At 60.0% G+C, this 21373-nt stretch carries 22 protein-coding genes and 1 riboswitch; of the genes, 8 read left to right on the top strand and 14 right to left on the bottom strand.

What is annotated here, in order from left to right; genetic code table 11:
* Positions 1 to 206 precede the first annotated feature (206 nt).
* From rplI to GGE33_RS20645, 7 genes are all read right to left on the bottom strand, one after another.
* Positions 207 to 782, bottom strand: a complete 576-nt coding sequence (gene rplI / locus GGE33_RS20675) for a 50S ribosomal protein L9 (protein ID WP_148145411.1) — start codon at positions 780 to 782, stop codon at positions 207 to 209.
* Between the two features lie 21 nt (positions 783 to 803).
* The gene (locus tag GGE33_RS20670) at positions 804 to 1781 is read right to left on the bottom strand and encodes a DUF2232 domain-containing protein (protein WP_183827342.1); all 978 of its coding nucleotides are present in this window, start codon (positions 1779 to 1781) and stop codon (positions 804 to 806) included.
* Between the two features lie 162 nt (positions 1782 to 1943).
* On the bottom strand, positions 1944 to 2192 hold the full coding sequence (gene rpsR, locus GGE33_RS20665) for a 30S ribosomal protein S18 (protein WP_112457119.1): 249 nt from the start codon (positions 2190 to 2192) through the stop codon (positions 1944 to 1946).
* A 24-nt stretch (positions 2193 to 2216) separates the two neighbouring features.
* A complete protein-coding gene (rpsF, locus tag GGE33_RS20660) occupies positions 2217 to 2681 on the bottom strand; it encodes a 30S ribosomal protein S6 (RefSeq protein WP_148145409.1) in 465 nt (154 codons plus the stop codon).
* A 259-nt stretch (positions 2682 to 2940) separates the two neighbouring features.
* Entirely contained in the window at positions 2941 to 3438 is a 498-nt protein-coding gene (locus tag GGE33_RS20655) for a hypothetical protein (protein WP_183827339.1), read from the bottom strand.
* 11 nt (positions 3439 to 3449) lie between these two features.
* On the bottom strand, positions 3450 to 4982 hold the full coding sequence (locus GGE33_RS20650) for a hypothetical protein (protein ID WP_183827336.1): 1533 nt from the start codon (positions 4980 to 4982) through the stop codon (positions 3450 to 3452).
* 168 nt (positions 4983 to 5150) lie between these two features.
* Complete coding sequence (locus tag GGE33_RS20645; protein WP_183827333.1) at positions 5151 to 6194, bottom strand: aldo/keto reductase; 1044 nt, start codon at positions 6192 to 6194, stop codon at positions 5151 to 5153.
* Between the two features lie 265 nt (positions 6195 to 6459).
* On the opposite strand from GGE33_RS20645, the gene fabD reads away from it, so the two are divergent.
* From fabD to gmk, 7 genes are all read left to right on the top strand, one after another.
* Positions 6460 to 7404, top strand: coding sequence for an ACP S-malonyltransferase (gene fabD / locus GGE33_RS20640; protein ID WP_183827330.1), 945 nt, complete (start codon positions 6460 to 6462; stop codon positions 7402 to 7404).
* A gap of 16 nt (positions 7405 to 7420) precedes the next feature.
* Positions 7421 to 8158 carry a 3-oxoacyl-[acyl-carrier-protein] reductase gene (gene fabG, locus GGE33_RS20635; RefSeq protein WP_148145404.1) on the top strand — a complete coding sequence of 246 codons (738 nt, stop codon included), beginning with the start codon at positions 7421 to 7423 and terminating at the stop codon, positions 8156 to 8158.
* 286 nt (positions 8159 to 8444) lie between these two features.
* The gene (locus GGE33_RS20630; RefSeq protein ID WP_003502080.1) at positions 8445 to 8681 is read left to right on the top strand and encodes an acyl carrier protein; all 237 of its coding nucleotides are present in this window, start codon (positions 8445 to 8447) and stop codon (positions 8679 to 8681) included.
* A gap of 117 nt (positions 8682 to 8798) precedes the next feature.
* Entirely contained in the window at positions 8799 to 10061 is a 1263-nt protein-coding gene (gene fabF / locus GGE33_RS20625) for a beta-ketoacyl-ACP synthase II (protein WP_183827327.1), read from the top strand.
* 127 nt (positions 10062 to 10188) lie between these two features.
* Complete coding sequence (mltG, locus tag GGE33_RS20620; protein ID WP_183827324.1) at positions 10189 to 11445, top strand: endolytic transglycosylase MltG; 1257 nt, start codon at positions 10189 to 10191, stop codon at positions 11443 to 11445.
* A 52-nt stretch (positions 11446 to 11497) separates the two neighbouring features.
* Positions 11498 to 12385: a YicC/YloC family endoribonuclease gene (locus GGE33_RS20615; protein ID WP_183827321.1), complete on the top strand. Its 888-nt coding sequence runs from the start codon at positions 11498 to 11500 to the stop codon at positions 12383 to 12385.
* 3 nt (positions 12386 to 12388) lie between these two features.
* Positions 12389 to 13063 (top strand): guanylate kinase, encoded by a 675-nt coding sequence (gmk, locus tag GGE33_RS20610; protein ID WP_183827318.1) that lies wholly within the window; start codon positions 12389 to 12391, stop codon positions 13061 to 13063.
* Here the strand turns inward: gmk and GGE33_RS20605 are convergent, their stop codons facing one another.
* The 5 genes from GGE33_RS20605 to GGE33_RS20585 all read right to left on the bottom strand — a co-directional run bounded on the left by GGE33_RS20605 (position 13064) and on the right by GGE33_RS20585 (position 17762).
* Positions 13064 to 13843 carry a class I SAM-dependent methyltransferase gene (locus GGE33_RS20605; RefSeq protein ID WP_183827315.1) on the bottom strand — a complete coding sequence of 260 codons (780 nt, stop codon included), beginning with the start codon at positions 13841 to 13843 and terminating at the stop codon, positions 13064 to 13066.
* A 9-nt stretch (positions 13844 to 13852) separates the two neighbouring features.
* A complete protein-coding gene (locus GGE33_RS20600) occupies positions 13853 to 14614 on the bottom strand; it encodes an ABC transporter ATP-binding protein (protein ID WP_183827526.1) in 762 nt (253 codons plus the stop codon).
* A gap of 8 nt (positions 14615 to 14622) precedes the next feature.
* Positions 14623 to 15576 (bottom strand): FecCD family ABC transporter permease, encoded by a 954-nt coding sequence (locus GGE33_RS20595; protein ID WP_183827520.1) that lies wholly within the window; start codon positions 15574 to 15576, stop codon positions 14623 to 14625.
* Positions 15577 to 15650: 74 nt separating this feature from the next.
* Positions 15651 to 16664 (bottom strand): ABC transporter substrate-binding protein, encoded by a 1014-nt coding sequence (locus tag GGE33_RS20590; protein WP_183827523.1) that lies wholly within the window; start codon positions 16662 to 16664, stop codon positions 15651 to 15653.
* 78 nt (positions 16665 to 16742) lie between these two features.
* Positions 16743 to 17762 carry an ABC transporter substrate-binding protein gene (locus GGE33_RS20585; RefSeq protein WP_183827310.1) on the bottom strand — a complete coding sequence of 340 codons (1020 nt, stop codon included), beginning with the start codon at positions 17760 to 17762 and terminating at the stop codon, positions 16743 to 16745.
* A 146-nt stretch (positions 17763 to 17908) separates the two neighbouring features.
* Positions 17909 to 18105, bottom strand: a riboswitch (cobalamin riboswitch).
* Between the two features lie 127 nt (positions 18106 to 18232).
* On the opposite strand from GGE33_RS20585, the gene zigA reads away from it, so the two are divergent.
* Positions 18233 to 19438 (top strand): zinc metallochaperone GTPase ZigA, encoded by a 1206-nt coding sequence (gene zigA, locus GGE33_RS20580; RefSeq protein ID WP_183827307.1) that lies wholly within the window; start codon positions 18233 to 18235, stop codon positions 19436 to 19438.
* A 35-nt stretch (positions 19439 to 19473) separates the two neighbouring features.
* On the opposite strand, the gene rsmA is transcribed toward zigA, so the two are convergent.
* A complete protein-coding gene (gene rsmA / locus GGE33_RS20575) occupies positions 19474 to 20319 on the bottom strand; it encodes a 16S rRNA (adenine(1518)-N(6)/adenine(1519)-N(6))-dimethyltransferase RsmA (protein WP_183827304.1) in 846 nt (281 codons plus the stop codon).
* Entirely contained in the window at positions 20319 to 21359 is a 1041-nt protein-coding gene (gene pdxA / locus GGE33_RS20570; protein WP_183827301.1) for a 4-hydroxythreonine-4-phosphate dehydrogenase PdxA, read from the bottom strand. Before pdxA ends, rsmA begins: the two co-directional genes overlap by 1 nt.
* Positions 21360 to 21373: the final 14 nt, after the last annotated feature.

Here is a 21373-nt window from a genome sequence, read left to right as displayed (position 1 = left end):
CAGCGGGCGTCATTTACGCGAAACAAAAAACGTAATGAAGCGACAAATCCGGTTGACTGTGCCTCATTCGGGCCGACGTCGCAGGAGTGGTGCGAACAGGCCGCGACTCACCGGAGCAAACGCTATCTTACCCGCAAAAAGAGACAAAAAAACGCCCGGCCTTCGTGAGGCCGGGCGCTGTCGCAGACGAATCTGCGAGAGGTCTATTATTCTTCGTCGCCGTCGCGGTCAGCTTCCGGATCGAAGAAGTCTTCCGGGCGCAGTGCGTCTTCGTCAACGCCGTAGATGGCGTCAGCGGAGGTGAGGCTTTCGCCCTGTGCCTGACGTTCTGCTTCTTCGGCCGAACGGGCAACGTTGACCGAGATCTGGATCTCGACTTCCGAATGCAGGTGGAGCGTTACTTCGTGCAGGCCGATTGCCTTGATCGGGTGGTTCAGGTCGACCTGGTTGCGGCCGACGTTGAAGCCTTCTGCAGCCAGTGCGTCCATCACGTCGCGAGCAGCAACAGAACCGTAGAGCTGACCGGTTTCGCCAGCCGAACGAACGATGACGAAGGTCTTGCCGGCGAGTGCGTCGGCAACCGTCTGGGCTTCGCCCTTGCGCTCGAGGTTACGAGCTTCGAGCGTTGCGCGCTCGTTTTCGAAGCGCTTCTTGTTGGCTTCGTTGGAGCGAAGTGCCTTGCCCTGCGGCAGCAGGAAGTTACGAGCGTAACCATCGCGAACCTTTACGGTTTCGCCCATCTGGCCGAGCTTCGGTACGCGTTCAAGCAGGATGACTTGCATGTTGGAGTTCCTTTCTAGTTCTCAATTGTCTGGATTGGTTGTGTTCTGATCCGTGCTGCCCTTTGCCGGCGTCAGCGCGATGGTCCGGCGGGTGTCCGTGAGACCGAGAGCGAGGATCGCGAAGGCAGGAATGACGAGCATGGAGGAGAGGTATGCGAGCACGAGGACCGGCAGGCGCCAGTCCTTGCCCTGACTGCGGAAATGGATGGCGGCGAAACCCGACATCAGGAAACCTGCGCCGAATGTACCGCAGATTGTGGCGCCGATCATTGCCGGTACGCCGCCCAGAAAGGTCATGACGATGCCGGCGAGGAAAATGTAGATCGCATGGCGGTTCATGCGCAGCGCCGACGGCATGTCTTCACGCGGGCGAAGCGCGCGGCCCGAGCGCGAGACGATGCGCATGGCGAAATAGAAGGCTGCAAACAGCAGGATGACCCATATGCCGCCCTGAACCATCGGCAACGTGAGCAGCATCGTGCTTTTCAATTGCCCGATATCGGCAGCGGTAAGCGACAGGCCGGGTTCCTGCGTCTGCAGCGCGGAGCCGAGCACGTCGACGATCTGCCCGACAAGTTCCGGTCCGTAACCGATGGCGACGCCAAGCGCGATGACGGCGATCGTCACGAGGCCGCACAGATGCAGCAGGATGTCGGAGATCGGATACCAGGCGAGCAGATTGTCGGGGCCACCGAGTTCGGAGGCCGGACGCGCCAGATTGGCGAGATGCGACAGCCAGCCGGCCGGGATCAGCGTAAAGATCGCCATGGTGACGGCGAAGATCGGCGAGATGAGAACTGCGCCGAGAATGCCCGACGTGACGATGCCGGTAATGGCTGCGCGGTTACCCCAGCCAAGGCCGGCGATGAAGATCGGAAGAGCAGAGGCGGCATAAAGAACGGCGGCAAAAGACGATTGCGTGCCGGCACCCATCACGAGGAGGGTGGCAACGACGCCGGCCAGAATGCCGGTGGGCAGCACTGTCTGTGTCTTGTTCATTACGCTCTCGCTGTCCTGCCGGATGAAGCAGTTAGGGGACGGGCCTGAATCACTTTCACAGGCACTTCATCCCCAACATGGGGTTTGTAGTTCGTTTCCGATCCGCGCCCAACGCGGAAGGGAGTAGACCCGCTGATTTTTGATCAGCGGGTCCGGTATCAATTACGATACGACGTACGGCAGCAGGCCGAGGAAACGGGCGCGCTTGATGGCCTGGGCCAGTTCGCGCTGCTTCTTCTGGGAAACTGCGGTGATACGCGAAGGAACGATCTTGCCGCGCTCGGAAATGTAGCGCTGCAGGAGACGAACGTCCTTGTAATCGATCTTCGGTGCGTTTGCGCCCGAGAAGGGGCAGGTCTTGCGACGACGATGGAAAGGACGGCGTGCCGGGGACGAGGATACGTCAGCCATTGTGTTTTCTCCTTGAGGCCCAGATTAGGATTCGCGCGGAGCGGACGGGCGCGGTGCGCGCTCGAAGCCGCCTTCACGCGGAGGACGATCGCCGAATTCGCGGCGCGGGCCACGATCGCCGAAGTCACGGCGCGGGCCACGATCGTCACGCGGACGGTCGTCACGGTCACGCTTCTGCATCATGGCAGACGGGCCTTCTTCGTGCTTCTCGACGGAAAGCGTCATGTAGCGAAGAACGTCTTCGTTGATGCGCATCTGACGTTCCATTTCGTGCACGGCAGCAGCCGGAGCATCGATGTCCATCAGGGCGTAGTGAGCCTTGCGGTTCTTCTTCATGCGGTACGTCAGGGACTTGAGGCCCCAGTTTTCGACGCGCCCGACCTTGCCGCCGTTAGCTTCGATGACACCCTTGTACTGTTCGACGAGGGCATCAACCTGCTGAGCGGACATATCCTGCCGGGCAAGGAATACGTGTTCGTAAAGAGCCATGTAAGCTTTGCCTTTTCTTGCGGTTGTTTTGCACCCGGGTTCGGCGGCTAAGCCTCAACGACTGCTCCTGATGGCCAAAAGGCCGGCAAGAAAAGTTGTTGTTTCGAGACGGTCGAGAGCGGAGACACGGGAGGCCGGAACGCTTTCGTCCCTGAGGCTCGCCTGAGCGAACCTGCCCTCCGTACAGCCACCAGCCAGAAGACCGGGTGTTTCGAACAGGGCGGCTTATACGGATTTTTAGGCGAAAGGCAAGGGGCGATCATTTTCCGTCACAAAACAACTGCCCGGTAATGCCTTCTCCATCGCTTGTTTCGCCTGAAAACGTATAGGAGTTCTGTTTCAGAAGCTGCTCAAGGTAACCCGTGCAGCGTTTGTGCTGTACATATTCGGATTGGGTTATGTAGTTACCGTAACAGCCTATCTGGGGCCATACCTTTTTCAGGGCGACGTGCCCCGACTGCATTCCCTTCACGCTGATCCAGCGATTGTTTGGCGACATTCCCGTCTGCAGAACGCCACTTGGCATATAGGGCTTCATGAATTCGATCAGCTTCTGCTCCAGCCGGGCCAGTTCCTCGTCACCGGGCTTCTTGTTGAAATAGCAGATTGGATAGGAGCGTGTGACAACGGGTGCCTGGGCCGCGGTGTTTTCGCCGCAGGAGCAACGGGTGCCTTTGCCCGCTTCGGGCATGTCGGCCGCCTCGGTCGCAGAGGTGGCCGACAATATCAAGACAACGACTTTCGCCAGCAAACGCATCTTTGCGAACCTCAGTCGAGGAGCTTTTCTGTCGCGATTTTCAGCAGCTTGTTTTTTCTTTTTTCGGCAGATGTATCTACTGCAGAACTCCACGTTCCAAGGGATGAAATAGCCTTGTCATCGGGGCCGACCTCGTCGATGTAAGGGGATGCGGCAAGAGCAAACTCTTCAGCCCCATCGAAGAGCTTGTCGACCCTAAATCCGAGCAGCCGGGTATGTGCTGGATCGTCGAGAAAGGTGACGCTCTTCTTGTCTTCGGACTCGCGGGTGTTCAATTTGTAATCCGACATCGAACCGGACGTAGCCGGAATATTCATGCCGAAAACGGAAAATGAGCCGCTCGCCGACGCCGTGAATTTCGACCACTCGGAGAATGTCGACACCTTGTCGAAATGCAAGGTCAGCTCCAGGCCGCGGCCAAGGATTACGGAGGAGATGGCATGTCCGAGGAGACCGGCATAAATCGGATTTGCGGCAAGAACCTCGCGGATCCTCTTGTATGCAAAAACGCCCGACGAGAACCACGGGCCGCGATTGACCCAGTATTCCGCCAGATTCTCGAAAGCCATCCCGACCCTGTTGGTCGCCGCAATGGTTTCCTTGAGGTGGCTCTCGCTCGAGACACTGGCACTTGCCTTGAAAAAGAACCACTTCCGGGCCGTTCCGGAGGCGCTCCAGCTGACATCATGCTGGTGGGTCGCAGCCGCGGTCTTTTCGATCGACACGGAGCGCTTGCCGATATTTGTCAGGAATTTCGGTAGATATCCGGACGGACGGATTTCGACGGATGGCTCGAAATAGTTCAGGTTGTTGTAGATGTATGCCTGCCCCAATCGGATCGGGTCGTATTTGTTGATCTCTTCGAGTATCGGATCTTTTGGCCGCGGCATCAGATATTGGTCGAGCGTTGCGTATTTGAACAGCGAGGATATGTGCCTCGCCTCCACATCCGGATATTGTGCGTCGCGCAGGATGTGCATGCGGACAAGGCCGTCAGAGATGATGTTCTTGTAATAGCTGATCTGTTCGGCGAAGTTATTCGTGTTGAAAAAAGCCGTTTGTTTGTCGAGGTAGTAGGCGTCATCTGCGGCGACGCCATTCTGCGTGGCATAGGAGTTCCAGGCGGTGAACATTGTCTGGTAGAAGAGCTGAAGTTCCTGCCGGCTTTGGCGGACTTCCCTGTCTATAAGGTCGATCTTGTCGACGATGTCTTGCCGCAGCGCGGTGTCCAGCTTGAATACGGCCTGTTTCAGAACTTCCGTGAAGAAGAATGAATACCTGTCGTTCGTGTTGGCTACACCTAGGGCGACGGGACCATATTCGGTGGGGGAAATCGTCACCGTCCTGTCGGCAAAGGCGCGGAAAACATATTCCGTGAACATCGGCGCCTGGGGAATGATGTCGAAGGTGACGAGGCTGCTGTTGAGCGCGATCTTTTGTTCCGTTTGCGGATTCAAGATCTCGTATAGTTGGCTGTAATACAGATCCACCGCGTTCGAAATCGGCGAATCTTCTGCTTTGATTTCGACGTTTACGTCTACCATGGCGTGATCCTCCCGTTATATGCAATCATAGATAATGGTTGCATATGGCTTGCGCAATCAATCATAGATTGCATAAAGAGGGGTCGCCAATTGTAGCGGGTTGAGTAGTCCTCGGGCACTTCCACGACACGACCGGCGACCTTGTCGTGGAGGTTGGCATGGGGTGGATCAGATCGGCATCGGGTACTGCCGGTGGATTTCGGCGATGTCTTTCATCACTTCATCGGAAAGCGAAACATCTGCCGCGCCGATATCCATCTTCAACTGCTCCATGGAGGTGGCGCCGATGATGGCTGCAGTCATAAAGGGGCGAGCGAGGCAGAAAGCCAGCGCCATCTGCGCGGCGTCGAGCCCATGTTTCGCTGCCACACCGACATAGGCCTTGACCGCTGGTTCCTGCTTCGGCTGCAGCCGCCCGCCCAGATCGGTATTGACGGTTGCGCGCGTGCCGGCGGGGCGGGCTCCGTTGAGATATTTACCGGTGAGCAGGCCGGCCGCCAGCGGCGAGTAGGCGAGCAGGCCCACATCTCCGTGATGGGCGACTTCGGCAAGGTCGAGATCGAAAGTACGGTAAAGCAGATTGTATTCGTTCTGGATCGACGCGACGCGCGGCAACGCTTTTTCTTCCGCCAGGCGTAGATATTGCATCGTACCCCAGGCGGTCTCGTTAGAAAGGCCGAGCGCGCGGATTTTTCCGGCCTTTACCAGATCATCCAGCGTCTGCAGCTTTTCGATAATGTCGGCGATGGACTTTTCTCGGTCCTGGGTCGAGGCGTCGAAGGTCCAGGAATTGCGGAAATGATAGTGGCTGCGGTTCGGCCAGTGGATCTGGTAAAGATCGATATAGTCGGTCTGCAGCCGCTTGAGGCTGGCATCGACCGCCTCGCGAATGGTCGCAGCCTCGATCGGGCGGCCCTCACGGATATGCGGACGACCGGCGCCGGCGATCTTGGTGGCAAGCACGATATCCCCGCGCTTGGCCCGTTTCTTCAGCCATGTGCCGATATACTGTTCGGTGCGGCCATAGGTTTCGGCGCTGACAGGCGTTGTCGGATAAAGTTCAGCCGTATCGAAAAAGTTGACGCCGTGTTCGACGGCATAATCCATCTGGGCATGCGCTTCGGCTTCGGTGTTCTGGGTGCCCCAGGTCATGGTGCCGAGGCAGATTTCGGACACGGAAAAGTCTGTGCGGCCGAGTTTGTTGTACTTCATCAATGCAGTCCTGGATGAGGAGGCCGGGAGGGAGGGGCCGGGAGTAAAGACAAGGCGGGGGACTTTAGCGCCCGGTTGATGAATCGCAAGGGCATCACGCGATCAACTTCGCGCCCCGGTCTCTATTTCGCCTCAAACCGCTTCGACAAACCACCGCTCCGGGCCGATTTGCTTTGGAATGGCAGGGCCGCCGCAGGGTGTTACCCTTGACTCTCAAGGTTCAAATGTGAATGGAGAGGCAAAACATAAGGGAAGGATTATCCCAATGAGCATTGCATTCACGTTTCCGGGTCAGGGTAGCCAGGCCGTCGGCATGGGCAAGGATCTCGCTGAAGCCTATCCGGAAGCCCGCGCGGTTTTCGAGGAAGTCGACGAGGCTCTCGGCCAGAAGCTCTCCGATATCATGTGGAATGGCCCGGAAGATACGCTGACGCTGACGGCAAACGCCCAGCCGGCGCTGATGGCCGTTTCGATCGCCACGATGCGCGTGCTCGAAGCCCGTGGGCTGAACCTTGCCGACAAGGTCGCTTATGTCGCCGGGCATTCGCTCGGTGAATATTCGGCGCTCTGTGCCGCCGGCACCTTCTCGCTGTCGGATACGGCAAAGCTTCTGCGCATCCGCGGTGATGCCATGCAGTCGGCCGTTCCGGTCGGACAGGGCGCCATGGCTGCGATCATCGGCCTCGAACACTCCGATGTCGACGCCATCTGCGCTGAAGCAAAGGCAGAAGGCGTCTGCCAGATCGCCAACGACAATGGCGGCGGACAGCTTGTCATCTCCGGCTCCAAGGCAGCTGTCGAAAAGGCAGCGGCCCTTGCGACCGAAAGGGGCGCCAAGCGCGCCATCATGCTTCCCGTATCCGCTCCCTTCCATTCCGACCTGATGGCGCCGGCCGCCGACGCCATGCGTCACGCGCTCGCCAAGGTCGAAAAGAAGAGCCCGGTCGTGCCGGTCGTTGCCAATGTGCGCGCCGCCCCGGTTTCCGATGCTGAAGAAATCGCGCAGCTGCTTGTTACCCAGGTTACCGGCCAGGTCCGCTGGCGCGAAACTGTCGAGTGGTTCGGTCAGAACGGCGTGACCACTCTCTATGAAATCGGCTCCGGCAAGGTGCTGACGGGGCTTGCCCGCCGCATCGACAAGAATATCTCTGGCGTAGCCGTCAACACCCCGGCCGATATCGACGCGGCAATCGCTGCCATTCTCGGCTGAAGAAAAGGATTTCGATATGTTTGATCTGACCGGCCGCAAGGCACTCGTCACCGGCGCTACCGGTGGCCTCGGCGAAGAGATCGCTCGCCTTCTCCATAAACAGGGCGCTGTCGTCGGCCTCCACGGTACCCGCGTCGAAAAGCTTGAGGCACTGGCCGCAGAACTCGGCGACCGCGTCCATATCTTCCCGGCCAACCTCTCCGATCGTGCCGAGGTCAAGGCGCTCGGCGAGAAGGCTGAGGAAGTTCTCGGCGGCGTCGATATTCTCGTCAACAATGCCGGCATCACCAAGGATGGCCTGTTCGTGCGCATGTCGGACGAGGACTGGGATGCGGTCCTGGAAGTCAACCTCACCTCGGTTTTCCGCCTGACGCGCGAGCTGACCCATCCGATGATGCGTCGCCGCCACGGCCGCATCATCAACATCACGTCGATCGTTGGCGTCACCGGCAATCCTGGCCAGACCAACTACTGTGCGTCTAAGGCCGGCATGATCGGCTTCTCCAAGTCGCTCGCCCAGGAAATCGCCACCCGTAACGTCACGGTCAACTGCGTGGCTCCAGGCTTCATCGAAAGCGCCATGACCGGCAAGCTGAACGACAAGCAGAAGGAAGCCATCATGGGCGCGATCCCGATGAAGCGCATGGGCGCCGGATCGGACATCGCAGCGGCGGTTCTCTATCTCGCTTCGGACGAGGCAGGCTACGTCACCGGCCAGACGCTTCACGTCAATGGTGGCATGGCAATGATCTGATTGCCGGGCTTTGTTCGTAAAACCAGTGGAGAACAAGGGTTCTGCGCTGTGGGAGGGAACAAATTCTGGCTTTTCGGAACAGTCAAACCGTGTTAATCGGGCCATGACTGTGAAAAGTCACCCTGAAATTCAGGTCGTCATATTGCGTGAGCAATGATGCACGGAACCGGAAAAGGGGTGGCGGGGTTTGCCGGCATCGGCACCCGATAAGGTGCAGTTGAAGGTTTAACAGGACGAGGATGCCTCAATGGGTATCCGGTGAAAGATAAAGGTCGAGGAAACCGACATGAGCGATATCGCAGAACGCGTTAAGAAAATTGTTATTGATCATCTCGGCGTTGATGCCGACAAGGTTGTTGAAGGCGCAAGCTTCATCGACGATCTGGGTGCGGATTCGCTCGACACCGTCGAACTGGTCATGGCGTTCGAAGAAGAGTTCGGCGTTGAAATCCCGGACGACGCTGCTGACTCGATCCTGACCGTCGGTGACGCGGTCAAGTTCATCGAGAAGGCACAGGCCTAATCGACGACATATCTGGGACGATTGCCCGCGTTTTGCGGGCATCGATCTCACATGACGGCCCGCTAGTTCGGGCCGTTTCAGCAATTTGATCATGAAATACGGGGTGGGTTGTTGGCGATGAGGCGTGTCGTTATCACCGGTACCGGCATGGTATCACCGCTTGGATGCGGAACGGAAGTTACCTGGCAGCGCATTCTCGCCAGCCAGAGCGGTGCGAGACTAGTCACCGAATTCGAAGTTGACGATCTGCCGGCAAAGATTGCCTGCCGCATTCCGGTCGGCGACGGTTCCAACGGCACATTCAATGCCGATCAATGGATGGAACCGAAAGAACAGCGCAAGGTCGATCCCTATATTCTTTACGGCATGGCCGCCGCCGATATGGCGCTGGAAGATGCCGGCTGGCATCCTCAGACGGATGAAGACCAGATCATGACCGGCGTGATGATCGGCTCGGGCATTGGCGGTCTCGAAGGTATTGTCGAGGCGGGTTATACGCTCCGCGACAAAGGACCGCGCCGTATCTCTCCTTTCTTCATTCCCGGCCGCCTGATCAACCTCGTCTCCGGACAGGTTTCGATCAAACACAAGCTTCGCGGCCCCAACCATGCCGTCGTCACCGCTTGTTCCACCGGTGCCCACGCGATTGGCGATGCCGCAAGGCTGATCATTTTCGGCGACGCCGACGTGATGGTCGCCGGTGGCGCGGAATCTCCGGTCAGCCGTATCGGTCTCGCAGGTTTTGCCGCCTGCAAGGCGCTGTCGACCCAGCACAACGACAATCCGGAAAAAGCATCGCGCCCCTATGACCGCGATCGCGACGGTTTCGTCATGGGCGAGGGCGCCGGCGTCGTGGTTCTCGAAGAACTTGAACATGCCAAGGCCCGCGGCGCCAAGATCTATGCTGAGGTTGTCGGCTACGGTCTGTCGGGCGACGCCTATCACATCACCGCGCCGTCGGAAGACGGCGATGGTGCGTTCCGCTGCATGACCATGGCTCTGAAGCGCGCCGGCCTGTCTGCCTCCGATATCGACTACATCAACGCCCACGGCACATCGACCATGGCCGACACGATCGAACTCGGTGCTGTCGAGCGTCTGGTCGGCAATGCGGCTTCGAAGGTTTCGATGTCGTCGACCAAATCGGCGATCGGCCACCTTCTTGGTGCCGCCGGTGCCGTTGAAGCGATCTTCGCGACACTTGCGATCCGCGACAACATCGTGCCGCCGACACTCAATCTCGACAATCCGGACGTCGAGACCGCAATCGATCTCGTGCCGCATCAGGCCCGCAAGCGTGACGTCAACGTCGCGCTGTCGAACTCCTTCGGCTTCGGCGGCACCAATGCGTCGCTCGTTTTGAAGCGTTACGACGCGTAATTGTGATCGCCTCCATCGTCGGCTGGACATTACCGTCTAGCCGACATCATATTCTGAACCTGCTTTTTGCCGTATTGCTTGGCCAAACAGCGGGCAATGATTCCGATTAGTGCAAAGGGGGGTGCGGTTGAGCAATTCCGATAATGGTGGCGAGCTTCCGCCCAGCGGTGGCAATGCAGCCAACAACGGCAGCAGCCGCGGCCCGATCATTCCCAAATCACCGAACGAAGCCCTGAAGCCGGAACGCGTGCCGGATCCGCCGCGACGTTCAAAGAAAGCCCGCAGCCAGGTCATCATCTTCTTCAATTTCGTGATGACGATGATCGTGCTTGTGTGCCTCGCCGGTGCCGCGATCTTCTATTATGCGCTGTCCAGCTATCACAGCCCTGGCCCTCTTGCAGCCAATACCAATTTCGTCGTGCGCGAAGGCGCAGGTATTGCCGAGATCGCCACAAGCCTGGAGCGCAACGAGATCATCGAGGATGCACGGGTCTTCCGTTACGTTACCTCGGTCAATCTCGGTTACGCTGGTTCGGCCGAAAATCGCCGTAGCCTCAAAGCCGGCGAATATGAGATCAAGGCCCATGCCACGATGCAGGAGATCGCCGATCTTCTGGAATCCGGCAAGTCAATCCTCTATTCGATCTCGATGCCGGAAGGCCTGACCGTCCGCCAGATGGCGCTCAGACTGAGAGAGGACACAATCCTGGAAGGCAATCTTCCTGCCGACCTGCCGGCGGAAGGCACGCTTCGCCCGGATACCTACAAATTCTCCCGCGGGACGAACCGTTCCGAAATCCTGTCGCAGATGCATGCTGCCCAGCAGAAGCTGATCGACCAGATCTGGGAGCGCCGCGACCCTGACCTGCCGATCAAGACGAAGGAAGAGTTCGTCGTTCTGGCCTCGATCGTCGAGCGCGAGACCGGCAAGGATGACGAGCGCGCCCACGTCGCCTCGGTCTTCTTCAACCGGCTGCAGAAAGGCATGCGCCTTCAGTCCGACCCGACGATCATCTACGGCATCTTCGGCGGTGATGGAAAACCATCCGATCGCCCGATCTACCGGTCCGACCTGCAGAAAGAGACGCCGTACAACACTTACAAGATCAAGGGCCTGCCGCCGACTCCGATTTCCAATCCGGGCCGTGCAGCACTCGAAGCCGTCGCCAACCCGTGGCGCACCAAGGATCTCTACTTCGTTGCCGACGGCACCGGCGGTCACGTCTTTGCGCCGACGCTCGAAGAGCATAATGCCAACGTCAAGCGCTGGCGCAGGATCGAGGCCGAGCGCAAGGCAGGCACCGCTGCTGCAGCAAACGCGGGGGAAGAGGTTGTCGACGGCCAGCCGGACGGCGCGGACGCCGAAAGGCCGACAGGCAACTGACCAGAATTTCTGCCACCGCGCCAAGCGGTGGCACGCTTATGGAGTAGATTGAATGACATTGCAGTCGATGACCGGTTTTGCCCGCAGCGAAGGTGTCAGCGGGCGTAGCCGCTTTGTCTGGGAGCTGCGATCGGTCAACGGCAAGGGGCTGGATGCACGTCTGCGCCTACCGCCTGGGCTCGAGCGGCTGGAGCCGGACACCCGCCGCATGGTCGGTGAGGCGTTTTCCCGCGGCAATATCCAGGCGTCGCTAACGATCTCGGTGGACGAGACGCGCATGGAAGCGGTCGTCAATCGCGACGCACTGGCAGCCGTACTTGCGCTGCGCGAAGAGCTGAAGGACATCATCGATCCGTCGCCGCTGCGCCTCGATACGTTGATCTCGATCCGTGGCCTCGTCGATATCCGCGAGCAGGAGGATGGCGAGGATGCGCTTCTCGCCCGCGACGTGGCGATCCTGTCCGGCTTGACCACTGCGCTTGCGAACCTCAAGCGCATGCGCGAGACCGAAGGGGCGGCATTGCGCGCTGTCCTTGCAGCCCATGTGGCCCGTATCGCTGAACTGACCCATATCGTCGAGACCGATGCGTCGCGCTCGCCCGAAGAGATCGCCCGCCGCCTGAACCTCCAGCTCGACCAGGTCATGCAGGACAAGGCGGCGCTCGATCGCGACCGGCTTTATGCCGAAGTGGCCCTGCTGGCGACCAAGGCGGACCTGCGCGAAGAGATCGACCGGCTGAAGGGCCATGTGGCCGCAGTCGGCGAGCTTCTGGAAAAAGGCGGGCCGATCGGCCGCAAGCTCGACTTCCTTGCACAGGAATTTAACCGGGAATCGAATACCATCTGTTCCAAATCCAATTCTGCTGCTGTAACGGCTGCAGGCATCGAACTGAAAGTCGTCATCGACCAGTTCCGCGAACAGGTCCAGAATCTGGAGTAAGAGATGAGCCCGGCCCCGACATCGTCAGACAAGGCAGATACGAAAATTGCCCGACGCGGGCTTATGCTCGTACTGTCGTCTCCCTCCGGTGCCGGAAAATCGACGATCGCTGGCAACCTGCTCAGAGACGATCATAGCCTGGAAATCTCGATCAGCGTCACGACTCGTGCGAAGCGTCCGAGCGAAATTGCCGGAAAGCACTATCACTTCATCACCATCCCGCAGTTCGAGCGCATGCGCGACAATGGCGAACTGCTGGAATGGGCCGAGGTGCACGGTAATTTCTATGGCACTCCGCGCGAGCCGGTCGAACAGGCGATGGCCGAGGGCCGTGACATGCTGTTCGATATCGACTGGCAGGGTGCGCTGCAGCTTCAGGAAAAGATGAAGGCCGACATTGTTTCGATCTTCGTCCTGCCGCCGACCATGACCGAACTTCAGTCGCGCCTGCATCGTCGCGCGGAGGACAGCGAAGAGGTGATCCGCACGCGCCTGCTGAACTCCCGTGCCGAGATCGAACACTGGCGCGAATATGACTATGTCATCGTCAACGATGATCTCGATGAAGCTTTTGGCCACGTCAACTGCATCGTCAATGCCGAGCGCGTCCGCCGCGACCGCCGGCACGGCCTTTTCGACTTCGTCGCGACGCTGCTGACCGAAGAGCCGAAGCTCTAGTCAGAGCGGCTTTCGGCCGGATATCGCAAAACGGTGCTGCAGCGTCGAGGCAAGGCCTTTGCGCGACAGAAGCTTGATGCCGCGGCTGCGGCGAATGTCGGCGAGATCCGTCTCGATCTTCATTTCGCCGAAGCCCGCGCTCTTGAAAAGTCGCAGCGTATCGTCCGCCCTGATCCCGTCCTTGAAATGCACCCGGCCGACGATCCGCTCGTGATGCGCCCATTGCTCCGGCGTCAACAGGCTGTGGCCATCCTGCTGTTTGCCGAAAACGCGGTCGAGCAGGGGAAGAAGCCTTTCCAGCCAGTGCTGGCGGACGAAATCGCCGTCGATGATCAGCAGGCGGCCGCCGGGTTTCAGGATGCGCAGCCAGTCGGAAAACGCCTTGTCGGGATTAGTGAGCGTCCAGACGAGATGTCGGGCAATGATGACGTCGTAAGTATTATCCGGCTCCATCGTCTCCTCCGCATCGCGCGTCAGGAACCGGATCGCGGCATTCGCCTCGTCAGACTTGCGCCTTGCACGCGCCATCATCGGCTCGGTGAAGTCCAGCCCCGTCACCTTGAAGCCGAGGCCGTGCATCAGCATCGTCATCACGCCCGTGCCGCAGGCGAGGTCGAGCGCTTTTCTGCCTTCCCCGTCGCCAAGATGGCGGCGGATCAACCGGCCCCAGGCGTCGATTTCCGCATGCTTGGCAATTCCGTGGCCGGCGCTGCTGTCATAGGTCTCGGCGCGGAGGCTCCAGTAGTCGCGGATTTCGTCCTTGATCGACCAGTTTTGCATGTCGATGCCTTACATCAGGAATTGGATATGGAGACGGCCGTGATGGGCGGAGGTGGAGACATGCGCCTCGACCCCGAAGACGTCGGCGATCATCTTCTCGGTGAAGATCTCCGCGGGTGGTCCGCAGGTGACGAGCTTACCCTCCGACAGCACAGCGATCCGGTCGCAGAAACGGGCGGCGAGGTTGAGGTCGTGGATGGCCACCACCGTCGTCACCGACAGATCCTCGACCAGCCGCAGGATGTCGATCTGGTGCTGGATATCGAGATGATTGGTCGGCTCGTCGAGGATGAGGACGGAAGGCGATTGCGCCAGCGCGCGGGCAAGCTGCACCCGCTGCCGCTCGCCGCCCGAAAGCGTATGCCAGAACTGGTCGCGCCGGTCGGTCAGTCCGACACGGACGAGCGCATTCTCGACGATCTCGTCGTCGGTACCGGTCCAGGGGGAAAGCGCCGAACGGTGCGGCGTGCGACCGAGCTTCACCACATCGAGCACCGTGACATTCGCCTCGGTCATCGAATGCTGTTCGACGACGGCGACACGGCGAGCAAGCTCGCGGCGGCCGAAACCGGAGATCTTGCGGTTGTCGAGCATGACGTCGCCCTCAGCCGGTGCCCTGAGACCTGCCAAGAGACGGATGAGCGAGGATTTGCCCGATCCGTTCGGACCGATCAGCCCGAGCGTCTGGCCCGGTTCTACCGAGACCGAGACGCCATCGACGATGACCTTGCGGCCGGCGAGCCAGCGCACCGCATTGGCGGCGATCATCAAGTGAGCGCTCATGCGACCCTCCTTGCCCGGTAGAGGATGACCGAGAAGAACGGCACGCCGACCAGCGCCGTGACGACGCCGATGGGAAGTACCTGCGGTGCGATGATGATGCGCGAGACGATATCGGCGACCACCATGAATAACGCGCCGACAAGCGCGCAGGCAGGCAGGAGCCGCATGTGGCCCGGCCCGACGATGAAGCGGGCGGCATGCGGGATGACCAGCCCGACGAAGCCGATCGCACCGACCATGCTGACCATGGTGGCGGTCATCAGCGCGGTGACGAGCAGCAGCACGACGCGAACACGCTGGACCGCGATGCCGAGCGAACGGGCGGCATCCTCGCCGAAAGTGAAGGCGTCGAGCGCGCGGGAATGCCAGATGCAGACGACAAGCCCGATGCTGACCACCGAGGCGGACAGCGCCACATCCGGCCAGCGCACCCCGGCGAAGCTGCCGAGCAGCCAGAACATTACGCTGCGGGCCTGCTCGGCATTCGCCGATGTCGAGACGATGTAGGAGGTCAGCGCATTGAAGAGCTGCGAGGCCGCCACACCGGCAAGGATCGTCCTGTCCGCCGTCTGCCGTCCGCTGACGAGCATCACGACAAAGGCGAAGGCGAGCAGTGCACCGGCAAAAGCCCCCGCCGACAGCGAGATCGCGCCTGCGCCAAAACCGAGCAGCATGACAGAGACGGCACCGGTCGACGCGCCTGCCGATATGCCGAGCACGTAAGGCTCCGCCAGCGGATTGCGCAAGAGCGACTGCAGGATCGCACCGGACAACGCCAGCCCGGCGCCGCAGAAGGCGGCAACCAGCGAGCGTGACAGACGGTAATCCCAGATCACCGCTTCCTGGATACGCGGCACGGCGATCTCCGTGAGGCCGAGACGGTTTGTGACTGCCGCGACCGTGGTTTTCATTGGAATGGTCATCTCGCCGATCGCAACCCCCGCCGTCATGGCGAGGAGAAGGGCGGCGACGACGAGGAGGACGCCGGCAGCGCCGGCGGTCCAGAGCCTGATGCGGGATGCAGTCACTTCAGCAATCCAAAGCTTTCAAGGGATGCGGCGACGGTTTCCAGACCCGTGATCGTGCGGACGGTCGGGTTCATCGCTTGCGCATCCATCTCGACGATATGGCCCTTTTCGACGGCGTCGAGCTTGCTGACGACCGGATCGGTGGTGAGGAACTGCTTCTTGACTGCCGGATCGTCGGCACCCTGATTGCGCCTGTCCATCGTGCCGATGACGATCACCGTCGGGTTCTCGGCGGCGATGGCTTCCCAGCCGACCAGAGGCCATTCCTGCTCGGAACTGACGATATTCTTCGCGCCAAGAACCTGAGTGATGTAACCCGAAGCGCCGTTCTTACCGGCCATCCAGGCATCACCTGCGACTTCCGGTGACGAGAACCAGTAGACGAGGCTGACATCCTTGGCCTTGTCTGCGACGCGCGCCCGTACGGCAGCTTCGCGGGCCTTGATATTCGCGATCAGCTTTTCCCCGCGATCGGCCACATCAAAGATGCGCGAAAGCTCGCCGATCTCCTGATAGAGGAGGTCCATCGAGAACATCTTCTTGCGGCTGCCATCCGAAACCGCGTTATCCGTCACCGCGCAATCGGTAGGAGACACGTAGCTCGGCACGCCAAGATCGGCAAACTGCTGGCGCGTGCCGACGCGGCCCTGCGGTCCGACGGAAGTGAGAAACTGCGCGGCGATGAAATCCGGGTCTCGCGCCACCACAGCCTCGAAATTCGGCGTGCTGTTGGCGATGCGGTGGACTTGCTGATTGTCGGCTGCAAGTTCCGGCAGAACCGGCGAGACCCAGATGGCGCTTCCGGCCATGCGATCGGCAAGGCCGAGCATCAGCAGGATCTCGGTACTGTTCTGGCCGAGGCCCACGGCTTTCTGCGGAGCCTTTTCAATGACGACGTTCGAACCGCAATTATCGATCGTCAGCGGGTATGCGGTCGGGGCGGCGAATGCCGTGGAGGTGAGGGCTCTGAGGGGAAGCGCAACAAGAGCGGCGATCAGGCCGTATTTCATGTCCTGTCCTTTCGGATGACGGATGAGGTGCCGGAAAACACCGCCCGGCCGGATGGCGGGCGGTGCAGGCGGCATGGCTTAGTTCGCAAGTCCGAAGGACTGGATGCCTTTTGCAAGCGTTTCAATGCCGTCGATCGTGCGGATCGTCGGGTTCATCGACTGCGCGTCCATCATCACGAAATGCTTCTTCTTCACCGCATCGAGCTGGCTGACGACCGGGTCGCTTTCGAGGAAGGAAACCTTTACCGCCGGATCATCGGCGGCATAACGGCGGCGATCCATGGTGGCGATGACGATCACGGCGGGATTGGCTTCAGCGATCGTTTCCCAACCGACCAGCGGCCATTCCTCTTCGGTCGTCACGACATTCTTCGCGCCAAGCGTCTTGAGGATATAGGCCGGTGCGCTGTTCTTGCCGGCGATAAAGGCATCGCCCTTGGTTTCCTTGCTGGAGAACCAGAAGACGATCGGCAGGTTCTTCGCTTCCGCGCCTTTGATCGAGGCGACGGCGGCGGCTTCACGGGCCTTCAGGTCCGCGATAAGCGTGTCGCCACGATCCTGGATGTCGAAGATTTCGGCCAATTCAGCGATTTCCCGATAGATCAGGTCCATCGTGAACAGTTCCTTGCGCACGCCATCGCCGCCTTCAAGATTGGTCTTGGCGACACAATCGGCCGGCGAGATATAGGTGTTGACGCCGATATCGGAAAACTGTTCGCGCTTGGCGACGGAGCCCATCGGACCGACATGCCATTCGAATTCTGCGGCGACAAGATCAGGCTCCAGCCCGACGATGGATTCGAAGCTCGGATCGTTGTCGGCAAGCCGTCTGATCTGCGCATTCGCCTCGGCATATTGCGGCAGCACAGGGCCGACCCAGACGGCCGTGCCGGCAACCTTGTCTGCAAGGCCGAGCGAATAGAGAATTTCGGTCATGCCCTGACCGATGGAAACGATTTCGCCGGGTGCCTTGTCGAAGGTCACCTTCTGTCCGCAATTTTCAACCGTCAGCGGATAGCTGGTCGAGGCTGCGAATGCGGTTGCGGGAAGCGCTGCGGTGGAAACCGCAAACAGTGCGGCGATCAAGCCGAGTTTCATGTCCTGTCCTTTCGAAGGAAATGGCTTTGCCGGGATGAAAGGCAGGACGATGCGAGGCCGCTTCTGCGGTCCACATCAAAATGGCGGGCGACGGGGTCGCTTGCGTCATATCATTCTCCCTGCCGGAACACCTCGTCCGGTATTGGTTAGGCCCAAAGCTGACGGCAGGTCTCCTGACTCGCGGCTCGAGCGCCTTGCCGTCTCCTTCCCGGTCAAAAAACCAGTGGATGTGACGAAAGGCTCGCCGCTTACAGTTGCGAGGGCAGTCGCGGGCTCGGTCAAAAAGACCTCACCGCGTTCCCTTTTCATCTGCGAATGCAGAACCGTAGCGTGCCCTTGATAGGAGACACACCGGAGCTTGTCCAGTGAACTTGCGTGATGAGCCGCTTCCAACCCGATGGCTTGACAGCGTCTCGATCACATGATGACGTAATAGTATAACGTAACAAAAGCTGCAATGGACATCTGCGATGAAAAATAGGCTCCCCGTCACCGTGCTCTCCGGCTTCCTTGGCTCCGGCAAGACGACCATGCTCAACCACATTCTCGCCAATCGGCAGGGGATGCGCGTCGCGCTGATCGTCAACGACATGAGCGAGGTGAATATCGACGCAGCCCTCGTGCGCGACGGCGGCGCCAATCTGTCGCGCACCGAGGAACGACTGGTGGAGATGACCAATGGCTGCATCTGCTGCACGCTGCGCGACGATCTCCTGAAGGAAGTGCGTGCGCTCGCAGAGCAGGGGCGGTTCGATTACCTGCTGATCGAATCGACCGGCATCGCCGAACCGCTGCCGGTCGCCGCCACCTTCGATTTTCGGGATGAAAACGGCCAGAGCCTTTCGGACATATCGAAACTGGACACGATGGTGACCGTCGTCGATGCCGCCAATCTTCTGAAAGACTACGGTTCCGGTGACTTCCTTGCCGATCGTGGCGAAACGGCAGGTGAGGGCGATAATCGCACGATCGTCGATCTTCTGGTCGAGCAGATAGAATTCGCCGATGTGGTGGTGCTGAACAAGATCGGCACCGCGACGCCGGACGAACGCGACGCCGCGCGAAAAATCATCGTGGCGCTCAATCCCGATGCCAGGTTGATCGAGACGGATTTCGGCAAGGTGGACCTCAGGGATGTTCTGGGCACAGGCCGTTTCGATATCGACAAGGCGGAACAGCACCCGCTTTGGTTCAAGGAACTGCACGGGTTCAAGGACCATGTGCCGGAGACGGAGGAATACGGCATCCGCTCCTTCGTCTACCGCGCCAGAAGGCCGTTCGACCCGGCGAGGTTCCAGCGCTTCATCGACAGGTCATGGCCGGGTGTCGTCCGTGCCAAGGGCTTCTTCTGGCTGGCGACACGTCCGCATTTCGTCGGCGAAATCAGCCAGGCCGGTGCTCTGGTCCGCACCGGCCGGACGGGACTGTGGTGGTCTGCCGTTCCGAAGGAACGCTGGCCGCAGACGCCTGAGTTTGCTCGGATGATGAAACCCTATCTCGATCCCGTCTGGGGTGACCGGCGACAGGAGGTCGTCTTTATCGGTGCCGACCCTATGAATGAACAGAAGATCAGAACCGAGCTGGATAGCTGTCTCATTGAGGCTCCGGCATTCACTCCGGAACTCTGGACGCACCTTGCCGATCCCTTCGCAAGCTGGGAACGCAAGGCCTCGTGAACTGAGGCTGTGTTGATCGCCGTGGCCGACGCGCCTTAAAGCGCGTTGGCCAATGCAACGAATTCCTCGACGGAAAGCGTCTCTGCGCGGCGCTGGGGATCGATACCGACCTTGTTGAGCAGCGTTTCGCCGCCGACCGGCTTCAGGCTCTGGCGCAGCATTTTGCGGCGCTGGCCGAAGGCGGCGTGGGTGATGCGTTCCAGCTTGTTGGCATCGCAGGGCAGGGGCTTGGCCTTCGGTGTCAGATGCACAACGGTCGACGTCACCTTCGGCGGTGGTGAGAAGGCCTGCGGCGGCACGTCGAACACCATATGTGCATCCGTCCGCCAGCCGCAGATCACGCCGAGCCGGCCGTAGTGATCGTCTTCCTCGTCCGCAACGATGCGCAGGCCGACTTCCTTCTGGAACATCAGCGTCAGGCTTTCCCAGAAGGGCGGCCATTTTCCGTTTTCCGGCAACAGCCAGTTGAGGAGCAGTTGCGTGCCGACATTATAGGGCAGGTTGGCGATGATCTTCACCGGCCCGCCATCGGCCTTTTCTGCCGCAAGAGCCGCGAAATCGGTCTTCAGCGCATCGCCTTCGATGACTTCCAGACGACCGGGGTAGAAATCCGAGACTTCGGCAAGCACCGGCAGCGCCCGCGCATCGCGCTCCACCGCGATCACCTTCTTCGCGCCAAGCGCAAGAATGGAACGCGTCAGGCCGCCCGGGCCGGGACCGACCTCGAACACCGTCACGCCTTCGAGCGAACCGGCCGAGCGGGCGATCTTCTGGGTGAGATTGAGGTCGAAGAGAAAATTCTGGCCGAGCGACTTTTTCGCATCCAGCCCATGGCGCTGGATGACGTCGCGAAGCGGCGGGAGTCCGTCAAGAGTTGCCATCAGACGGTTACGCCGAATGCGGGAATTTTTGCATCTGTATTCACCGCCAGTTCGGCTGCGAGCTTCAGTGCTGCAACGAGGCTCGTCTCGCGCGCCACGCCCTGACCGGCAATGCCGAAGGCCGTGCCGTGGTCGGGAGATGTGCGGATGAAGGGAAGGCCGAGCGTGACATTGACGGACGTGTCGAAGCCCAGCGCCTTCGCCGGGATAAGCGCCTGATCGTGATACATGCAGACCGCGACGTCATAACGCGAACGCGCCTCGTCATGGAACATCGTATCCGCCGGCAGCGGCCCGAACACATGCAGGCCTTCGTCGCGCAGCCTGACGATAGCGGGATGGATGATCTCCTGATCCTCGAGGCCGATTGCACCGTCTTCGCCCGCATGCGGGTTGATGCCGGCGACCGCGATCCGCGGCCGGGCAATGCCGAAGCGGTTCTTCAGGTCCTCGTTGGTGACGCGGCATGTATCGACGATCAGGTCTTCCGTCAGTGCTGTCGGCACATCCTTGAGCGGGATATGGATCGTCACGGGGATGGCACGCAGCTTCGGCCCGGCAAGCATCATCACGGGTAGAAAAGACCGCTTGGTCACTTTCAAAGCAAGGTCTGCCAGAAATTCAGTGTGGCCGGGAAATTTGAAGCCGGATTGATAGAGAATCGACTTTGCTATCGGATTGGTCACGACAGCCGAGGCGCGACCTGAAAAGCAGAGGTCGACCGCTGTCTCGATCGATGAAATCGTGCCGCGCGCGGTTGCCACATGCGGTTCACCCGCGGCGACTTCGACACCTGATGAAATAGGGAGCACGGGAATGGCATGATCAAAGATCGATGCCGCCGTCTCGGGGCTGGCATCGCGAATCTGAATATCAAGATCGAGCAAAGCAGCGCGAGACTTCAGAACCTCAGGATCGCCGATGAAAAGGAAAGGCGGCAGGCCGGTTTCCCGCCGCGCCGCCCATGCAGCCAAGGTAATGTCCGGGCCGATCCCTGCAGGATCGCCCTGGGTCAATGCAAGCGGGCGGTCGGGCGCCATGATAACTCCGGAAT

Origin of the sequence: Aliirhizobium cellulosilyticum, from assembly GCF_014198105.1 — a bacterium.
Classification (GTDB): domain Bacteria; phylum Pseudomonadota; class Alphaproteobacteria; order Rhizobiales; family Rhizobiaceae; genus Neorhizobium; species Neorhizobium cellulosilyticum.
The sequence above is the reverse complement of the archived record's forward strand: the minus strand, read 5'-3'. Positions and strand labels throughout refer to the sequence as shown.

Excerpts from the sequence above, each read along its gene's own strand:
- GGE33_RS20590 (WP_183827523.1), bottom strand. The coding sequence starts at position 16,664 with ATGAAATACGGCCTGATCGCCGCTCTTGTTGCGCTTCCCCTCAGAGCC.
- rsmA (WP_183827304.1), bottom strand. The coding sequence starts at position 20,319 with ATGGCAACTCTTGACGGACTCCCGCCGCTTCGCGACGTCATCCAGCGC.
- rplI (WP_148145411.1), bottom strand. The coding sequence starts at position 782 with ATGCAAGTCATCCTGCTTGAACGCGTACCGAAGCTCGGCCAGATGGGC.
- GGE33_RS20585 (WP_183827310.1), bottom strand. The coding sequence starts at position 17,762 with ATGAAACTCGGCTTGATCGCCGCACTGTTTGCGGTTTCCACCGCAGCG.
- fabG (WP_148145404.1), top strand. The coding sequence starts at position 7,421 with ATGTTTGATCTGACCGGCCGCAAGGCACTCGTCACCGGCGCTACCGGT.
- rpsF (WP_148145409.1), bottom strand. The coding sequence starts at position 2,681 with ATGGCTCTTTACGAACACGTATTCCTTGCCCGGCAGGATATGTCCGCT.
- gmk (WP_183827318.1), top strand. The coding sequence starts at position 12,389 with ATGAGCCCGGCCCCGACATCGTCAGACAAGGCAGATACGAAAATTGCC.
- zigA (WP_183827307.1), top strand. The coding sequence starts at position 18,233 with ATGAAAAATAGGCTCCCCGTCACCGTGCTCTCCGGCTTCCTTGGCTCC.
- GGE33_RS20605 (WP_183827315.1), bottom strand. The coding sequence starts at position 13,843 with ATGCAAAACTGGTCGATCAAGGACGAAATCCGCGACTACTGGAGCCTC.
- pdxA (WP_183827301.1), bottom strand. The coding sequence starts at position 21,359 with ATGGCGCCCGACCGCCCGCTTGCATTGACCCAGGGCGATCCTGCAGGG.
- GGE33_RS20670 (WP_183827342.1), bottom strand. The coding sequence starts at position 1,781 with ATGAACAAGACACAGACAGTGCTGCCCACCGGCATTCTGGCCGGCGTC.
- GGE33_RS20655 (WP_183827339.1), bottom strand. The coding sequence starts at position 3,438 with ATGCGTTTGCTGGCGAAAGTCGTTGTCTTGATATTGTCGGCCACCTCT.
- fabD (WP_183827330.1), top strand. The coding sequence starts at position 6,460 with ATGAGCATTGCATTCACGTTTCCGGGTCAGGGTAGCCAGGCCGTCGGC.
- GGE33_RS20630 (WP_003502080.1), top strand. The coding sequence starts at position 8,445 with ATGAGCGATATCGCAGAACGCGTTAAGAAAATTGTTATTGATCATCTC.
- GGE33_RS20650 (WP_183827336.1), bottom strand. The coding sequence starts at position 4,982 with ATGGTAGACGTAAACGTCGAAATCAAAGCAGAAGATTCGCCGATTTCG.
- GGE33_RS20645 (WP_183827333.1), bottom strand. The coding sequence starts at position 6,194 with ATGAAGTACAACAAACTCGGCCGCACAGACTTTTCCGTGTCCGAAATC.
- GGE33_RS20595 (WP_183827520.1), bottom strand. The coding sequence starts at position 15,576 with ATGACGGCGGGGGTTGCGATCGGCGAGATGACCATTCCAATGAAAACC.
- rpsR (WP_112457119.1), bottom strand. The coding sequence starts at position 2,192 with ATGGCTGACGTATCCTCGTCCCCGGCACGCCGTCCTTTCCATCGTCGT.
- fabF (WP_183827327.1), top strand. The coding sequence starts at position 8,799 with ATGAGGCGTGTCGTTATCACCGGTACCGGCATGGTATCACCGCTTGGA.
- GGE33_RS20615 (WP_183827321.1), top strand. The coding sequence starts at position 11,498 with ATGACATTGCAGTCGATGACCGGTTTTGCCCGCAGCGAAGGTGTCAGC.